Annotated in this window: 10 protein-coding genes and 2 tRNA genes; 4 read left to right on the forward strand and 8 right to left on the reverse strand. The window is 68.0% G+C overall.

The annotated features are described in order from the left end of the window. Positions 1-75: 75 nt before the first annotated feature. Entirely contained in the window at positions 76-1,413 is a 1,338-nt protein-coding gene (gene tig, locus FBZ88_RS10515; protein WP_040849802.1) for a trigger factor, read from the reverse strand. Positions 1,414-1,521: 108 nt separating this feature from the next. Then, positions 1,522-1,606: transfer RNA gene (locus tag FBZ88_RS10520), tRNA-Leu, on the reverse strand. A 362-nt stretch (positions 1,607-1,968) separates the two neighbouring features. Here FBZ88_RS10520 and FBZ88_RS10525 point away from each other — a divergent pair. Further along, a complete protein-coding gene (locus tag FBZ88_RS10525; protein ID WP_186464320.1) occupies positions 1,969-2,673 on the forward strand; it encodes a GNAT family N-acetyltransferase in 705 nt (234 codons plus the stop codon). 76 nt (positions 2,674-2,749) lie between these two features. Here FBZ88_RS10525 and FBZ88_RS10530 read toward each other — a convergent pair whose 3' ends face one another. From FBZ88_RS10530 to FBZ88_RS10545, 4 genes are all read right to left on the reverse strand, one after another. Continuing rightward, complete coding sequence (locus FBZ88_RS10530) at positions 2,750-5,110, reverse strand: transketolase (protein WP_145616759.1); 2,361 nt, start codon at positions 5,108-5,110, stop codon at positions 2,750-2,752. Positions 5,111-5,271: 161 nt separating this feature from the next. After that, on the reverse strand, positions 5,272-7,068 hold the full coding sequence (locus FBZ88_RS10535) for a hybrid sensor histidine kinase/response regulator (RefSeq protein ID WP_211102605.1): 1,797 nt from the start codon (positions 7,066-7,068) through the stop codon (positions 5,272-5,274). Between the two features lie 419 nt (positions 7,069-7,487). Next, a complete protein-coding gene (locus FBZ88_RS10540; protein ID WP_138918590.1) occupies positions 7,488-7,739 on the reverse strand; it encodes a hypothetical protein in 252 nt (83 codons plus the stop codon). A 485-nt stretch (positions 7,740-8,224) separates the two neighbouring features. Further along, complete coding sequence (locus FBZ88_RS10545) at positions 8,225-9,811, reverse strand: NAD(P)H-hydrate dehydratase (RefSeq protein ID WP_145616761.1); 1,587 nt, start codon at positions 9,809-9,811, stop codon at positions 8,225-8,227. Between the two features lie 125 nt (positions 9,812-9,936). On the opposite strand from FBZ88_RS10545, the gene FBZ88_RS30160 reads away from it, so the two are divergent. Then, positions 9,937-10,593: a glycine-rich domain-containing protein gene (locus FBZ88_RS30160; RefSeq protein ID WP_186464321.1), complete on the forward strand. Its 657-nt coding sequence runs from the start codon at positions 9,937-9,939 to the stop codon at positions 10,591-10,593. A gap of 18 nt (positions 10,594-10,611) precedes the next feature. Here FBZ88_RS30160 and FBZ88_RS10555 read toward each other — a convergent pair whose 3' ends face one another. Together FBZ88_RS10555 and FBZ88_RS10560 are read right to left on the reverse strand one after the other, a co-directional pair. Next, positions 10,612-10,977, reverse strand: a complete 366-nt coding sequence (locus FBZ88_RS10555; protein WP_145616762.1) for an MmcQ/YjbR family DNA-binding protein — start codon at positions 10,975-10,977, stop codon at positions 10,612-10,614. Between the two features lie 126 nt (positions 10,978-11,103). Continuing rightward, positions 11,104-11,179: transfer RNA gene (locus FBZ88_RS10560), tRNA-His, on the reverse strand. Between the two features lie 485 nt (positions 11,180-11,664). Between FBZ88_RS10560 and FBZ88_RS10565 the strand changes: the two genes are divergently transcribed. Next, positions 11,665-12,003 (forward strand): P-II family nitrogen regulator, encoded by a 339-nt coding sequence (locus tag FBZ88_RS10565; protein ID WP_004274165.1) that lies wholly within the window; start codon positions 11,665-11,667, stop codon positions 12,001-12,003. Positions 12,004-12,244: 241 nt separating this feature from the next. Then, the gene (gene glnA, locus FBZ88_RS10570) at positions 12,245-13,654 is read left to right on the forward strand and encodes a type I glutamate--ammonia ligase (protein WP_004274166.1); all 1,410 of its coding nucleotides are present in this window, start codon (positions 12,245-12,247) and stop codon (positions 13,652-13,654) included. Positions 13,655-13,886 lie beyond the last annotated feature (232 nt).

The following is a 13,886-nucleotide window of genomic DNA, read 5'->3' on the forward strand; positions in this document are numbered from 1 at the left end:
GGGGGAGGGACGATCCCTCCCCCATTCCGTTTGAATACCGAGGCCCGTCAGAAACCGAAGACGGGAGACGCGACCTTAGGCCGCCTCTTCCTCATCGGGGTCCTGCATCAGCTCTTCAGCCGACACGGGCTTCTCCGTCACCTTAACCTGTCCCAGGATGAAGTCGACAACCTTGTCTTCAAAAACCGGGGCCCGCAGGCTTTCCACCGCCTGGGGGTTGTTCTTGAAGAAGTCGAAAACCTCACGCTCCTGGCCCGGGTAGCGCCGCACCTCGGCCAGCACGGCCTGGTTCAGCTCTTCCCTCGCCACCGTTATATTGTTCTTCTGACCGATCTCGGAAAGGACCAGGCCCAAACGAACACGCCGGACGGCGATGTCGCGGTACTCCTTCCGGAGTTCCTCCTCGTCCTTGCCGGCGTCTTCACCGGCGTCGCCGGCCTTCAGCTCGTCCTGCAGGCGCTTCCAGATCTGGTCGAACTCGATGTCCACCATGCCCTGCGGCACCTCGAAGCTGTGCAGCTCGGCCAGCTGGTCCAGCAGGGCGCGCTTGGCGCGCAGGCGGCTCATGACGGTGTAGTCGCCACCCAGGCGGTCCCGGATCACGGTCTTCAGCGCAGCCAGGTCGTCGAAGCCCAGGCCCTTGGCGAACTCGTCGTCGATAGTCGCCTCGACCGCCTGCTTCACTTCCTTCACGTCCACCTCGAACACGGCGGCCTTACCGGCCAGCTCGGCGGCGTGGTAGCCCTCGGGGAAGGTGACGTTGACGGTGCGGTGGTCACCGGCGCGGGTGCCCTCCAGCTGCTCCTCGAAGGTGTCGATGAAGCTGCCGGAGCCCAGCTCCAGCTCATGGCCCTCGCCCTTCATGCCCGGACGCTTCTCACCGTCGACCGAACCGTCGAAGTCGATGACGACGATGTCGCCCTTGGCGGCCGGACGGTCCTCGGTCAGCGGCGCGGAGGTCTTGCGGCCGGCGGCGATGCGACCCACGGCCTCATCCACCTGCTCGTCGGTGATCTCGACCACCGGCTTCTCGATGGCGACGCCGCCGAGGTCGGCGGGCTCGAATTCCGGCAGCACTTCGTAGGCCAGCTTGAACTCCAGGTCGCTGGCGCTCTCGACCTCGAACTTCACGATCTCGACCTTGGGCTGCAGGGCGGGACGCAGGCTGTGCTGCTCGACCACCTTGGCGGCGCTGTCGGACATGGCCTTGTCCAGCACTTCACCCATCACCGACTGCCCATAGCGCTGCTTCAGCACCGACATCGGCACCTTGCCCGGGCGGAAGCCCGGCATGCGCACGGTCTTGCCAATTTCCTTCAGCTGGGCGTCCACGCGGCCGGCCACGTCGGCGGCGGGGATGACGACCGTGTATTCGCGGCGCAGGCCTTCGGTGCTGGTCTCGGTGATGTTCATGGGACTATTCGAACCTGTCTCTTTGATCGGCCCCGGATGCCGGCATTCCCGGCCCCTGGGTGCCCGGGGCCGGACGGACCACGGGCGGTTGGGTTGATATCTCGTGCTTGGTGCGGGCGAAGGGACTCGAACCCCCACGACTTTCGTCACCGGAACCTAAATCCGGCGCGTCTACCAGTTCCGCCACGCCCGCGGCCAAACCCGGTTCTAGGATCGCTTGGACGCCCCGTTCCCAGAAGCCCGCCCCCGCCGACGCCGGCGGCGCCAATGGGGAATAGGCATGGAAATAGCGCCCGGACCCTTCCAGGCGCCGTCCGATCTATAGCACCCGCGCACCCGCGTAAATAGGAATCTAGGCCAGGGGTGGGCCCTATCAAAGGGCCGAGCGCCGCCGGCCCCGCCCACCGGTCAGCCCCGCCGGCCAGACCGAAAGCAGCGGTCATTCCGGAGTTCATGGACGAATCACCCCATGAAGCCGGCTATCGGCGGCAACGAAGTGCTTGTTATGCTGTACTTCCCCAAGGACAACCCGCGCCAACCGAGGTTCCCCGCCGCATGACCGCCGCCGCCATGACCACCCCATCGCCGCCGTCCCTCACCCCCAACCTGCCCCGCCCCGCCCTGACCGCCGACCGGCTGGCCGGCCGCACGGTGGATTTGGAGCGGATCGACCTGGACCGTCACGCGCAGGGGCTTTGGCTGGCGATCGGCCAGCACGCCGGCCTGTGGGACCACATTCCCGGCGGCCCCTTCGCGGACCAGGCGGCCTTCACCCAATGGCTGCGCGACCGCCTGCCCCGGCCGGGGCAGACCATGTACGCGGTGATGGACAAGACGGGCGGCGCGCCGGCGGCCGCCGGCCTGCTGCTGCTGCTGAACGCCAACCCCGACATGGGCACTGTGGAGATGGGCCTGGTCTACGGCCCCCTCCTCAGCCGCAAGGTGACCGGGACGGAGGGCGTGTTCCTGCTGATCGACTATGCGCTGGGCCAAGGGGCCGGCCAGGGGGGCTATCGCCGCCTGGAATGGCGCTGCGGCCCGCCCAACGTCGCCTCCATCAAGGCGGCGCTGCGCTACGGCTTCACCCATGAAGGGTTGCTGCGACAGACGCTGTGGCTGAAGGGTCGCAACTGGGACAGCAATGTCTTTTCCATTCTGGACGCGGAATGGCCCGCGCGCCGCCAGCGCCTGGCGGCTTGGCTGGCGCCGGAGAACTTCACGGAAGACGGGACCCAGATCAGGGCACTGGGGGAGTTCTGAGGGCTTAGCCGCCGTCAAGCGTCGACCGCGGGCCACCACCGGCATGAAGGTTCATGCCGGTGGCTGGGTCGCGGGATCAGCCCAAAAGCACCTTGGCGCACGCGTCCACGATGGCGTCGGCGTCCAGGCCCTGGACCCTGTAGAGGTCGGGGATGTCGGCGGACTGGCCGAACGTCTCCACCCCCAGGGCCGCCACGGTCTGGCCGCGCACGGAGCCCAGCCAGGACAGGGTGGCGGGGTGGCCGTCAATGACGGTCACCAGCTTGGCACCAGCCGGCAGGGCCGACAGCAGGCGGTGGACATGGGCGTCCCCACCCCGGCCCTCCCGTTGCGCCGCCGTCCAGCCGGCGTGCAGCCGGTCCGGCGAGGTCACCGCCAGCAGGCCGGCACCGGGGCAATCCTCCAGCACCTGGGCATGGGCCTCCAGCGCCTCGGGCGCCAGGGCGCCGCAATAGACAATGGCGAACTCCGCGTCCGGCGCCGGCGGGCGCAGCCAGTACCCGCCCGCGATGACGGCGTCGCGGTCCAGTCCCTGCTCGCGCCCCTGGCCCCGCTTCGGCTGGTCCACCTGGCGGGTGGTCAGGCGTAGGTAGAGGGAGCCGCCGTCCGGCCGCTGCATATGGTCGAAGCCCCAGGCCATGATGGCCGCCAGTTCATCGACATAGGCGGGCTCATAGCTGGAGACGTTGGGCAGGCCCATGCCGATCAGCGGCGTGGCGATGGACTGGTGCGCCCCACCCTCCGGCGCCAGGGTGACGCCCGACGGGGTGGCGACCACCATGAAGCGGGCGTCCTGGTAGGCCGCGTAGTTCATGGCGTCCAGGCCGCGCTTGATGAAGGGGTCGTAGAGCGTGCCGATGGGCAGCAGCCGGGCGCCGAACAGGTCATGGCTGAGGCCCAGGGCCGCCAGCATGAGGAACAGGTTGTGCTCGGCGATGCCCAGCTCGATGTGCTGGCCGCTGGGCGCGCCCTGCCAGCGCTGGGCGGAGACCACCTTCTGTTCGCGGAAGATGTCCTGCGTCTCATGCCTCGCGAACAGGCCGCGCCGATTCACCCAGGGGCCAAGGTTGGTGGACACGGTGACGTCGGGGGAGGTGGTGACGATGCGGGCCGCCAGGTCATCATCGCCCTTGGCGATCTCACCCAAAATCTTGCCGAAACCCTCCTGCGTCGACATGCGGGCGCCCAGGTCCACCGCCAGGGCGGACGGCACCGGGATGGCGGCCCCCTTCAGGCGGCGGCTCGCCTTACCCGGACCGGTACCCTGGGCGAAGGGCACACTGTCCAGGAAGGCGTCCAGCGCCGCCGGATCAATGTCCAGGCCGGCGTGGCGGTCCCATTCCTGGCCGTCCTTCAGCCCGCAGGCGGCCTTGAAGGCGGCCATCTGGTCCGGGTTCATCAGGCCGGAATGGTTGTCCTTGTGCCCCTGGAAGGGCAAGCCCCGGCCCTTGACCGTGTAGGCGATGAAACAGGCCGGGCGGTCGTCGGTGGTGCCGTGGAAGGTTTCCAGCAGGGTGGGCAGGTCATGGCCCGCCAGATTGGTCATAAGGGTGCCCAGGGCCGCGTCGTCATGGGCGTCCAGGATGTGACGGATGCCGCGGGTGTCTCCCAAATCGTGGGTCAGCGCCTCACGCCAGGCGGCCCCGCCCTTGAAAGTCAGGGCGGAGTAGAGCTGGTTGGGGCAGGTGTCGATCCACTGGCGCAGGGCGTCGCCGCCCTCCTGCGCGAACGCGGCCTCCAGCTTCTTGCCGTACTTCAGGATCTGCACGTTCCAGTCCAGGGAGCGGAACATGCCCTCGATGGGCACCCACAGCCGGTCCGACACCACGCTGTCCAGGCTCTGGCGGTTATAATCGATGATCCACCAGGTGTTGCGCAGATCGTGCTTCCAGCCCTCCAGCATGGCTTCGAAGACGTTGCCCTCGTCCATCTCGGCATCGCCCACCAGGGCGACCATGCGCCCTTCCGGCTGGTCCGACAGGCCCTTCAGGCGCACATAGTCCTGCACCAGCGAGGCGAAGGCGGTGACCGCCACGCCCAGGCCGACGGAACCGGTGGAGAAGTCCACGTCGTCGGTGTCCTTGGTGCGCGAGGGGTAGCTCTGGGCGCCGCCCAGGGCGCGGAAGCGCTCCAGCTTGTCCCGCGTCTGGCGGCCCAGCATGTACTGGATGGCGTGGAAAACGGGACTGGCGTGCGGCTTCACCGCCACCCGGTCCTGCGGCCGCAGCACGTCGAAGTACAGCGCCGTCATGATGCTGGCCAACGAGGCGCTGGAGGCCTGGTGGCCGCCCACCTTCAACCCGTCGCGCGAGGGGCGGACGTGATTGGCGTTGTGGATGGTCCAGGCCGACAGCCAGAGCACCTTGCGCTCCAGCGCCTCCAGCAGGCGGATCTTGTCGGCGGAGGCGGCCATAACGGTCGAGGCGGCGTCGGGCATACCGTGGTTCTTCCCTAAGGTGGGGCGCGCGCCACCGCGAGGGGGAAGCGGCGCCCGATCGTTGCCCAGGGTTATAGACCCGGCCGCGCCGGGCCTGAAGTCTGGTATTTAAAAATTTGCCCCTTGAAAGTTTTGACGCCGTTTCGCCGCAAGCGAGACCCTCAGGCGTCCAGCGCCCCCACCTGGCCATCACTCCGGGCCCCGCCCTCGTCCCCCCCGCGCATCGCCTCCTCGATGGCGGCGCGCAGGACCTCGGGCAAGTAGGGCTTGTGAATCAGGACGCAGCCGGTGGCCGACGCCTCCTGGATGCGGGCGGGATCGGTGTCGCCGGTGACGATGATGCCGGGCAGATGGCGCCGTACCTCGTTGCCCAAACGGGCCACCAGCTGCACACCGTTGAGGGGACCGGGCAGGCGGAAGTCGCTGATCACCAGGCCCGGTAGGCGCACGGCGTCGCGCACGGCCGCCATGGCGTCGTCGGACCCGGCAGCGGTGATGACGCGATAGCCCCAGCTCTCGATGATGGCGCCCAACGCCATGCGCTGCAGGGCATCGTCCTCCACCGCCAGGATGGTCCTCGGGTCGCGCTCGCGCTGGGCCGGGCGCTGGCCGTCGCGGGGAAAGGCCACCAGGCTGTCCGGGGTGGCCGTGGCCGGGGCCCCCACAGCCGGCGCCGTGGGCACACAAGGCACCAGGACGGAGAAGACCGAGCCGCGGCCGGGAACGGAGCGCACGGTGACGGTGGTGCCCAGCAAGCGGGCCATGCGGCGGACGATGCCCAGCCCCAGTCCCAGGCCCTTGGTCCGGTCCCGCTCGGGATTCCCCAGTTGGACGAAATCTTCGAACACCGTGTCCAACTGATCGGCGGAAATGCCCACGCCCGTGTCCCACACCTGGACCAGCATGGATCTGCCTCGGCGGCGGGTGGAAACCAGGACGCGCCCGCCCCGGCCGGTGTAGCGGATGGCGTTGGTCAGCAGGTTGCGCAGGATACATTTCAGCAGGACGGGGTCGGTGTCCGCCTCCTCCAGCGCCGCCTGCGGGCCGGTCTTCGCAGCGTTGCGCAGGCGGATCTCAACCCCCGCCTTCTCGGCATCGCCCCGGACGGCGCTGACCAGGCCGGCCAGCGTCGCCTCCAGACCGAAGCGCTGCGGGTTCGCCGCCACCGTGCCGGCGTCCAGCACCGACACGTCCAGCAGGGCGCGCAGCAGCTCCTCCCCCGCCGACAACGCCTCGCCCATACCGCCGATGAGCTTGCGGTCCAGCGCGTTGGCCAGACCGTTGGCGGGCGCGGGGCTGGAACCGCCGCCACCGCCGGCCGCCGTGGCGGTGGTGGCGCGGCCGTTGGCCGCCCGCTCGTTCAGCATGTTGTGATAAAGCCGCATGGTCTGCAGCGGTTGGCGCAGATCATGGCTGATCGCGGCCAGGAAGACGGACTTGGCGCGATTGGCCCTTTCCGCCTCCTCCGCCCGCGCCTGGCTTTCGGCCACGGCGGCGCGCAGCGACTCATAAAGCTGGACATTGGTCAGGGCCACGGCGGTGGAATGGGCAACCGCCTGCAGCAACGCCACCTCTTCCGCCTTCGGCATGCGCACCGTCGCCCAATAGGCGCCGATGGCGGCCACCGGCTCATCTGTGCGCACCGGCACCATCACCAGGCTTTTCACAAAGGTGGGGCGATAGGCGTCATGGGGGATGCGATCATCCCGGTAGATGTCGGGAATGACCGCCGGCTGGCGGTTCAGCATGACCCAGCCGGAAATGCAGGTGGACAGGGGGAAGCGCCGGCCCTTCCACAGCGGGCCGATGGCATCCTCATCCGCGTAGTGGCACAGCTCGCCATCCCGCAGGACGAAGGTGACGCCGTCGGCGCCGCTCAGCGCCCTGGCCGCCATGCGCACCACGGCCATGACGCTGGGCACGTCGCGGCAAAAGGACAAGGCCTGGACCAGATCCACCAGGTCACCCACGGGCCCGGTGAAGGTGACGGGGGGGAATGGAACGGGGGCGGGGGGCGCTGCCGGAATGGGTGCCGGCCGCGCCGGAGCCGCCTTAGAGGGTATCGCGTCTTTCCATCCCATACCGACCGTCCCTGACACGCCTTCGGAGGCATACCGGTATGGCGAAATACCAGCCGGCCTGGCCATCTACGAGAGTGGCCCAGAGGGACGATATGGGGGATTCCACCAACTATTCCAGGCCGTTCCCGGGGACTACCACCTCCGGTCAGGGACACACGGCGGTTCGGCGGGGCGGTCCCGCCACCGTCCACCGCCGGCCTGGGGATGACCTGGCGGGTGCCGGCCCTGGGTGGGGCCGGGTTGTAAAGCATCCTGTCGCAGGAAGGGGCGTGAGCCCACCGGGCAGGGGATGACCGTCAGCTGGCGACCCGCTCGTTGAACAGGCGGCTGAAGCTTTCGGCCGACAGGGTGCGCTGGTCCGGGGCGCAGCTGCCCTCGGGCAGGTTGTTGCGCACCATGAAACGCACGTGCGGAATGTGGAAACTGTCTGTGGTGATGGTCAAAACCTCCGCCGTTTCCGTCACGCTGCCGGAAACGACCCGACGATACTGCGCGCCAACCTGCAACGGGTCGTCCAGGCGCGACCGGCGGAACAGAGAGAAGCCCACACTCGCCCCCCTAATAAAGCAGGCCCGGCACTCCGCCCAATGAACAGGGCGTTTATTGGCGCCGACGCCAGACGTTCGGGATAAAGGCCCCGTCGCCTTGCCCCGCCCGCGATATCTCGACATGGGCCCGCGCCATTCCCCCAGTTCCCAATACTTCGGGAAGCTGACCCTTCCCAGGCCGGACCAGATACGAGTGCCGGAAGCCCAGTGGGGGTGGAAATGGTTATTGCGCCGGCCAGTCACGCCCCTGATCGGGGGCAAATGCCGCGAAGCAGTTTCAATCTATATCAAGAGTATCCCATTGTTTTAGTGCGGGCAATGCTTTTGCCATATGGCAAATATGGCATTTTAAATATTCCGGCCGTGGCAGGCTGCGGCGGTTGGTCTGCGCGAAAGGGGAGAGCGTAGTCGGCGACGTGAATGCCCGCAGGCTTATCTGCAATTTTATAGTATTTTTATTTGGTATCTCATCGCCCGCCTCGCCGTCACGCCACCGCCAAGTCCGCCAACAGGGCTGGCACCTGTTCTGGCAAGTCCTCGGCCACCAGGCCGGGACCGAAGCGCAGGGCGGCCTGGGCATGCAGCCAGGCGGCGGCCGAAGCGGCATGCCAGGCGTCCATGCCGCCGGCCAGCAGGCCCAGGCACAGGCCCGCCAGGACGTCGCCCGACCCGGCGGTGGCCAGGGTGGGCGGGCCGCCGGCCTCGATGGCGGCGCGGCCATCGGGGTGGGCGATGACCGTGTCCGGCCCTTTCAGCAAGATGACCGCGCCCAGGTGGCGGGCGGCGAGCCGGGCGCGCGTCAGCTTATCCCCCGCCAGTGCGGCATGCCCGGCCCCGAACAGGCGGGCGAATTCGCCCTCGTGCGGGGTCAGCACCACCCGGCCCGCCAGATGAGCCCCCAGCGCGTCCGCTTGACCGGCGAAGGCTGTGAAGATGTCGGCGTCCAGGACGAGGCCGAAGCCGGCGCCCCCTGAGCCGGTATCCACTGGGCCGGCGCCCACCGAATCGCCCTGGCGCCGACCGGCGGCGGCGACCAGGGCCCGCAGCAGCGCCTGGCCATCGTCGTCCGTGCCGGCGCCCGGACCCAGCACGGCGGCCGTGATACGCGGATCGGCCAGGATCGCCTTGGCGGCGTGCAGGTCCGCTATGGGGCGCACGATCTGGCTGGGGCTGGAGAGACGATAGATCAGCTCCGCCGCGGGCGGGCTGGCCACCGTCACCAGGCCGGCGCCGGCCCGCTGCGCGGCGCGTGCCGCCAGACGCGCCGCCCCGGTCATGACCGCCCCGCCCAGCACCAGCGCGTGGCCCCGCCTATACTTATGATCATCGATGCGGGGGTGCGGCAGGTGGCCGGCGAACAAGGCCGGCCCGTTCTCCCACGCGTCCGTGGCCACCGCCGGGTCCGCCAGCACGGCATCGGGAATGCCGATGTCGGCCACGATGGTGGCGCCGCAGGCCACGCGGCCGGGCAACAGCAGATGCCCCGGCTTTTTGCGGAAAAAGGTGACGGTGACGTCAGCCCGGACCATCACGTCGCCCACCGGCGCGCCGGTATCGGCGTCCAGGCCGCTGGGCACGTCCACCGCCAGCACGACGGCCCCGCCCCGGCGCGCATCCGCCATGGCGGCCACCAGTTCCGCCGCCCTGCCGCCCAGGGGGCGCGACAACCCCACGCCGAACAGGGCGTCGATCACCACCGTCGCCCCGGCCAGCACGGCGGGTACGGCCTCCAGCACCGAGTCCCGCCCCCAGATCTCCACCCAATCGGCCGCCGCCAGGGCCGCATCACCCGTCAGCCGATCCAGATCACCCAGCAGCGCCAAGCGCACGGGCCAGCCAGCGGCGGCCAGATGGCGGGCCGCCACGAATCCGTCGCCGCCATTGTTGCCCGGCCCGCACAGCACCGTTACCGGACCCAGGCCGAAGCGCGCCATCACCACGCCGGCCACCGCGCGGCCCGCATGCTCCATCAAGGTGATGCCCGGCACACCTCCCGCGATGGCGGCGGCATCGGCGGCACGCATGTGGGCCACGGACAGCAGGGCGCGGGCGGAAGCGGCGGTCGGAACCATGGGCGGACACTCGGGCGATTGAACGACCAGGGGTTGATGCCGGCGGCGGCAAGACAACGCCTCGCTGGCGGCAACGGGATTTCCCAAGTACAATGGCGCCGTCCGCAACCACCCGTCGAGGGCTTATGTCCGCCATTTGGGGACCGGGTACGCTGATCCTGGCCAGTTGGGCCACCATCGCCGCCTGGGGCGGCCACCTTCTCAATAAACGACAAAAACGCCTGCGGGCCGTGTTCGTCCACGACCTCTCCCTGGCGACGGAGCGCTTCCGCAAACGCCACGATCTGGACGCCGCCGGCGCCGCTTTCTGGGAAATGGAGTTCCGGCGATATTTCGGCCTGATGGCCGCTCCGCCGGGATGGGCGGCGCAGCAGCCCTTGGGCGCGCCCGACAGCCTGGTCGATGACTATTGGCATGAGCTGGTGTTGTGCACCGCCCTTTATGCCGCCTACTGCCAGGCCTCCGCCGGCCGCTTCATCCATCATCATGTCGGCGCCGGTAGCGCGGAGGCTTATGCCCGCACCTGGATCGCCTACAAGGAATGCTACGGGGCACCCGATCCGTCAGCATGGCCGGCACCCAGCCCCCTGGCTGTGGCCTGGGTGAGCAAGACGCGGAGTGACGGCGGCGGCGCGACCGACCCGTCCTCCACCGGCGGGGACGGTGGCGGCAGCCAAGGCCATCATCATGGCGGCGGGGACGGGCATGGCCATTGCGGCGGCGGGCACGGCGGATGTGGCGGCCATGGCGGGTGTGGGGGTGGCAGCTGCGGCGGGCACTGACCTCGTCCGCGGATCCGGCTATGCCGAACCGGCCGCGTCGAACCGCCGCACCAGGGTCTTGGGCGCCACCGCGCGCCATTGGCGGTGCAGCAGGCCCATCACCTTGTCCAAAGAGCCCTGGTCGGGGATGGCGGACAAGCGCGCCAGCACGATGGGCCAGCCCACATAATGGTTGGTCAGATGATAGACGGCCGGCTCGATAGCCATCAGCAGGGCGCGCTCGTCCGTGTCCACGCCGGTGACGACCAGGGTGTCGCCATCCTCGCGCAGGCGGGCCAGGAGCTTGCCGCGCACCTTCAGCGCTGGCGTGCCATAGGAGGTGCCATCCTCCACGCCGGGCCAAGCCAGGGCCTGGGCGCGGACGTCGTCGAAGCTGAAGGTCATGGCGCGCCGCCCGGATTGCCTGTCGTGCGGGCAGTCTAGCGCCGCCGCATGGTGAAAGGATCCGGAAAAGCAGAAAGGCGCCCGGTGAGGGCGCCTTTGCTATCCTTATACATAGTATAAGGAGGATGGGGCGATGGATGGGACTCGAACCCACGACCGCTCGGACCACAACCGAGAGCTCTACCAGCTGAGCTACCACCGCCGCCGTGAGGCGGGTTTCTGCACCACCTGCCCCCACCCCGTCAAGCACTCTGATAAAATAATCTTCACATGCCGGGGTCGCGTCCCGCGATAGGCTGCAATCGAGGCAGTGGCACCCCCCCAAATCGACCAGCTCGGCAGCCAAAAGGACAAAATGCGGGCTGTTGGCTAAATTTTGTGCTGTTGTTTGCACAAGAAGCGCGCATACGTTGGGGCCGCCGGGGCTGGAGGGCCGGGCGCGCCCCATCCGCCGGGTTGGCATGGGGCGTGCTATCCTGTTGCCCCGGTCTGGCCGGGCCACATGGGGGCGGCGACGCCTGTTGCGGGTTGTGCCCCACCCGTGTTGTCTATGGGCCAAACACCGAATTGAAAATCGTGGGGGGTTTCCGGCATCAGTTTCCAGGCATGCAGCCCCGTTGGGCCCCGCAGTCCCGGCACCGACGCCGACCATCCCCCGCCCTTGAAGCGAAGGCGTGGCCGTAAGCGATGAAAAAGATCGAAGCCATCATCAAACCGTTCAAGCTGGACGAGGTGAAGGAAGCGCTGCACGAAGTCGGCATCAAGGGCATCACCGTGACCGAGGCGAAGGGCTTCGGCCGGCAGAAGGGCCATACCGAGCTGTATCGCGGCGCGGAGTATGTCGTGGACTTCCTGCCCAAGGTGAAGATCGAGATCGTGATGGACGATCAGCTGGTCGATCGTGCCATTGAGGCCATCCAGCAGGCGGCGCATACCGGCCGCATCGGCGACGGCAAGATTTTCGTGACCCCCGTGGAGGATGTCATCCGCATCCGCACCGGCGAACGGGGGCCGGACGCGGTCTGACGCCGGTTCGCCGGATGCCGCCCCGCACCGGGTGGCATGGACGGAAACGGCGGGGCGCGTTGCCGTCCGGGATATCAATGGTCATCGATCATTGATCATACGTTTGGGGCTGGCGGCCCGGGATGGGAGTAACCCAAGGCGCCGGAACATTATGGGATGGGGGGCGCAGCGATGTTCCCGCCCATGCACGCGAAGTCAGTAGTCACCCAACATCTCCCAGAACTTTAGGGAACCCATCAAGATGTCCGATATCGCGAAGTTCTTCGACCTGGTTAAGGAGCACGACGTCAAGTACGTCGATTTCCGTTTCACCGATCCGCGCGGCAAGCTGCAGCACACCGCCCAGCACATCAGCACCGTGAACGAGGAGATGTTCACCGACGGCGTGATGTTCGACGGGTCGTCGATCGCCGGTTGGAAGGCCATCAACGAGTCGGACATGATCCTGATGCCCGACCCCGCCACCGCCGTCCTGGATCCGTTCGCCGCCCAGCCGCTGCTGACCGTGTTCTGCGACGTGCTGGAGCCCTCCACCGGCCAGCCCTACAAGCGTGACCCGCGCTCCATCGCCAAGGCCGCTGAGAACTACATGGCCAGCGCCGGCATCGGCGACACCGCCTATTTCGGCCCCGAGGCCGAGTTCTTCGTGTTCGACGACGTGAAGTTCGAAGTCTCGATGAACCGCGTCATGTACGAGTTCGACAGCGAGGAAGGCCCCTACACCTCCGGCAAGGCTTATCCGGAAGGCAACCTGGGCCACCGGCCGGCCGTCAAGGGCGGCTACTTCCCGGTCGCCCCGATCGACGCCGGCCAGGACCTGCGCGCCGAGATGGTGACCGTGATGGCCGACATGGGCGTCGAGGTCGAGAAGCACCACCACGAGGTGGCCGCCTCGCAGCACGAACTGGGCATCAAGTTCGGCACCCTGGTCAGCATGGCCGACACCATGCAGATCTTTAAGTACGTGGTGCACAACGTCGCCCACGCCTACGGCAAGACCGCCACGTTCATGCCGAAGCCGGTGTTCGGCGACAACGGTTCGGGCATGCACTGCCACCAGTCCATCTGGAAGGACGGCAAGCCCCTGTTCGCGGGTTCCGGCTATGCCGACCTGTCCGAGACCGCCCTGTACTATATCGGCGGCATCATCAAGCACGCCCGCGCCCTGAACGCCTTCACCAACCCGCTGACCAACAGCTACAAGCGCCTGGTCCCGGGCTACGAGGCGCCGGTGCTGCTGGCCTACTCCTCGCGCAACCGGTCGGCCTCCTGCCGCATCCCGTTCGTGAACAGCCCGAAGGGCAAGCGCGTCGAAGTCCGCTTCCCGGACCCGGGTGCGAACCCCTACCTGGCGTTCGCCGCCATGCTGATGGCCGGCCTGGATGGCATCCAGAACAAGATCCACCCCGGCGACGCGATGGACAAGAACCTGTACGACCTGCCGCCGGAAGAGCTGAAGGAAGTGCCGACCGTCTGCCGTTCGCTGCGTGAGGCCCTGGAGTCCCTGGCCGCCGACAACGCCTTCCTGAAGAAGGGCGATGTCTTCACCGAGGACTTCATCAACAGCTACATCGACCTGAAGATGGAAGAAGTGCTGGCGTTCGAAACCTCGCCGCACCCCATCGAATACAAGATGTACTACTCCGTCTGATTGGATCAGCTGCCCCCGGGAAGCCTCCTATCGGGAAAGGGCCGTCCAGCCGGGCGGCCCTTTTCTTTTGCGCGGATCGCGCCACCGCCCCCTCTTTCGCACTCTTGCCCGCCGCCGTCCTGTACCGGAGGATAGAGCCAGGCCCCTGTCCACCGCCAATGGCAGACGTTAAGCTAAGGGGATAACGTGTCTTTTCCCAGCCGGGGCGCCGCCTGGGCAGCGGTTGCCGCCC

The organism is Nitrospirillum bahiense, from assembly GCF_007828025.1.
Taxonomy (GTDB): Bacteria; Pseudomonadota; Alphaproteobacteria; order Azospirillales; family Azospirillaceae; genus Nitrospirillum; species Nitrospirillum amazonense.

What these genes read in the sequence shown, in the direction of transcription:
- FBZ88_RS10530 (WP_145616759.1), bottom strand. Translation starts at nt 5,110, where the DNA reads ATGCCCGACGCCGCCTCGACCGTTATGGCCGCCTCCGCCGACAAGATC.
- tig (WP_040849802.1), bottom strand. Translation starts at nt 1,413, where the DNA reads ATGAACATCACCGAGACCAGCACCGAAGGCCTGCGCCGCGAATACACG.
- FBZ88_RS30160 (WP_186464321.1), top strand. Translation starts at nt 9,937, where the DNA reads ATGTCCGCCATTTGGGGACCGGGTACGCTGATCCTGGCCAGTTGGGCC.
- FBZ88_RS10525 (WP_186464320.1), top strand. Translation starts at nt 1,969, where the DNA reads ATGACCGCCGCCGCCATGACCACCCCATCGCCGCCGTCCCTCACCCCC.
- FBZ88_RS10555 (WP_145616762.1), bottom strand. Translation starts at nt 10,977, where the DNA reads ATGACCTTCAGCTTCGACGACGTCCGCGCCCAGGCCCTGGCTTGGCCC.
- FBZ88_RS10565 (WP_004274165.1), top strand. Translation starts at nt 11,665, where the DNA reads ATGAAAAAGATCGAAGCCATCATCAAACCGTTCAAGCTGGACGAGGTG.
- glnA (WP_004274166.1), top strand. Translation starts at nt 12,245, where the DNA reads ATGTCCGATATCGCGAAGTTCTTCGACCTGGTTAAGGAGCACGACGTC.
- FBZ88_RS10545 (WP_145616761.1), bottom strand. Translation starts at nt 9,811, where the DNA reads ATGGTTCCGACCGCCGCTTCCGCCCGCGCCCTGCTGTCCGTGGCCCAC.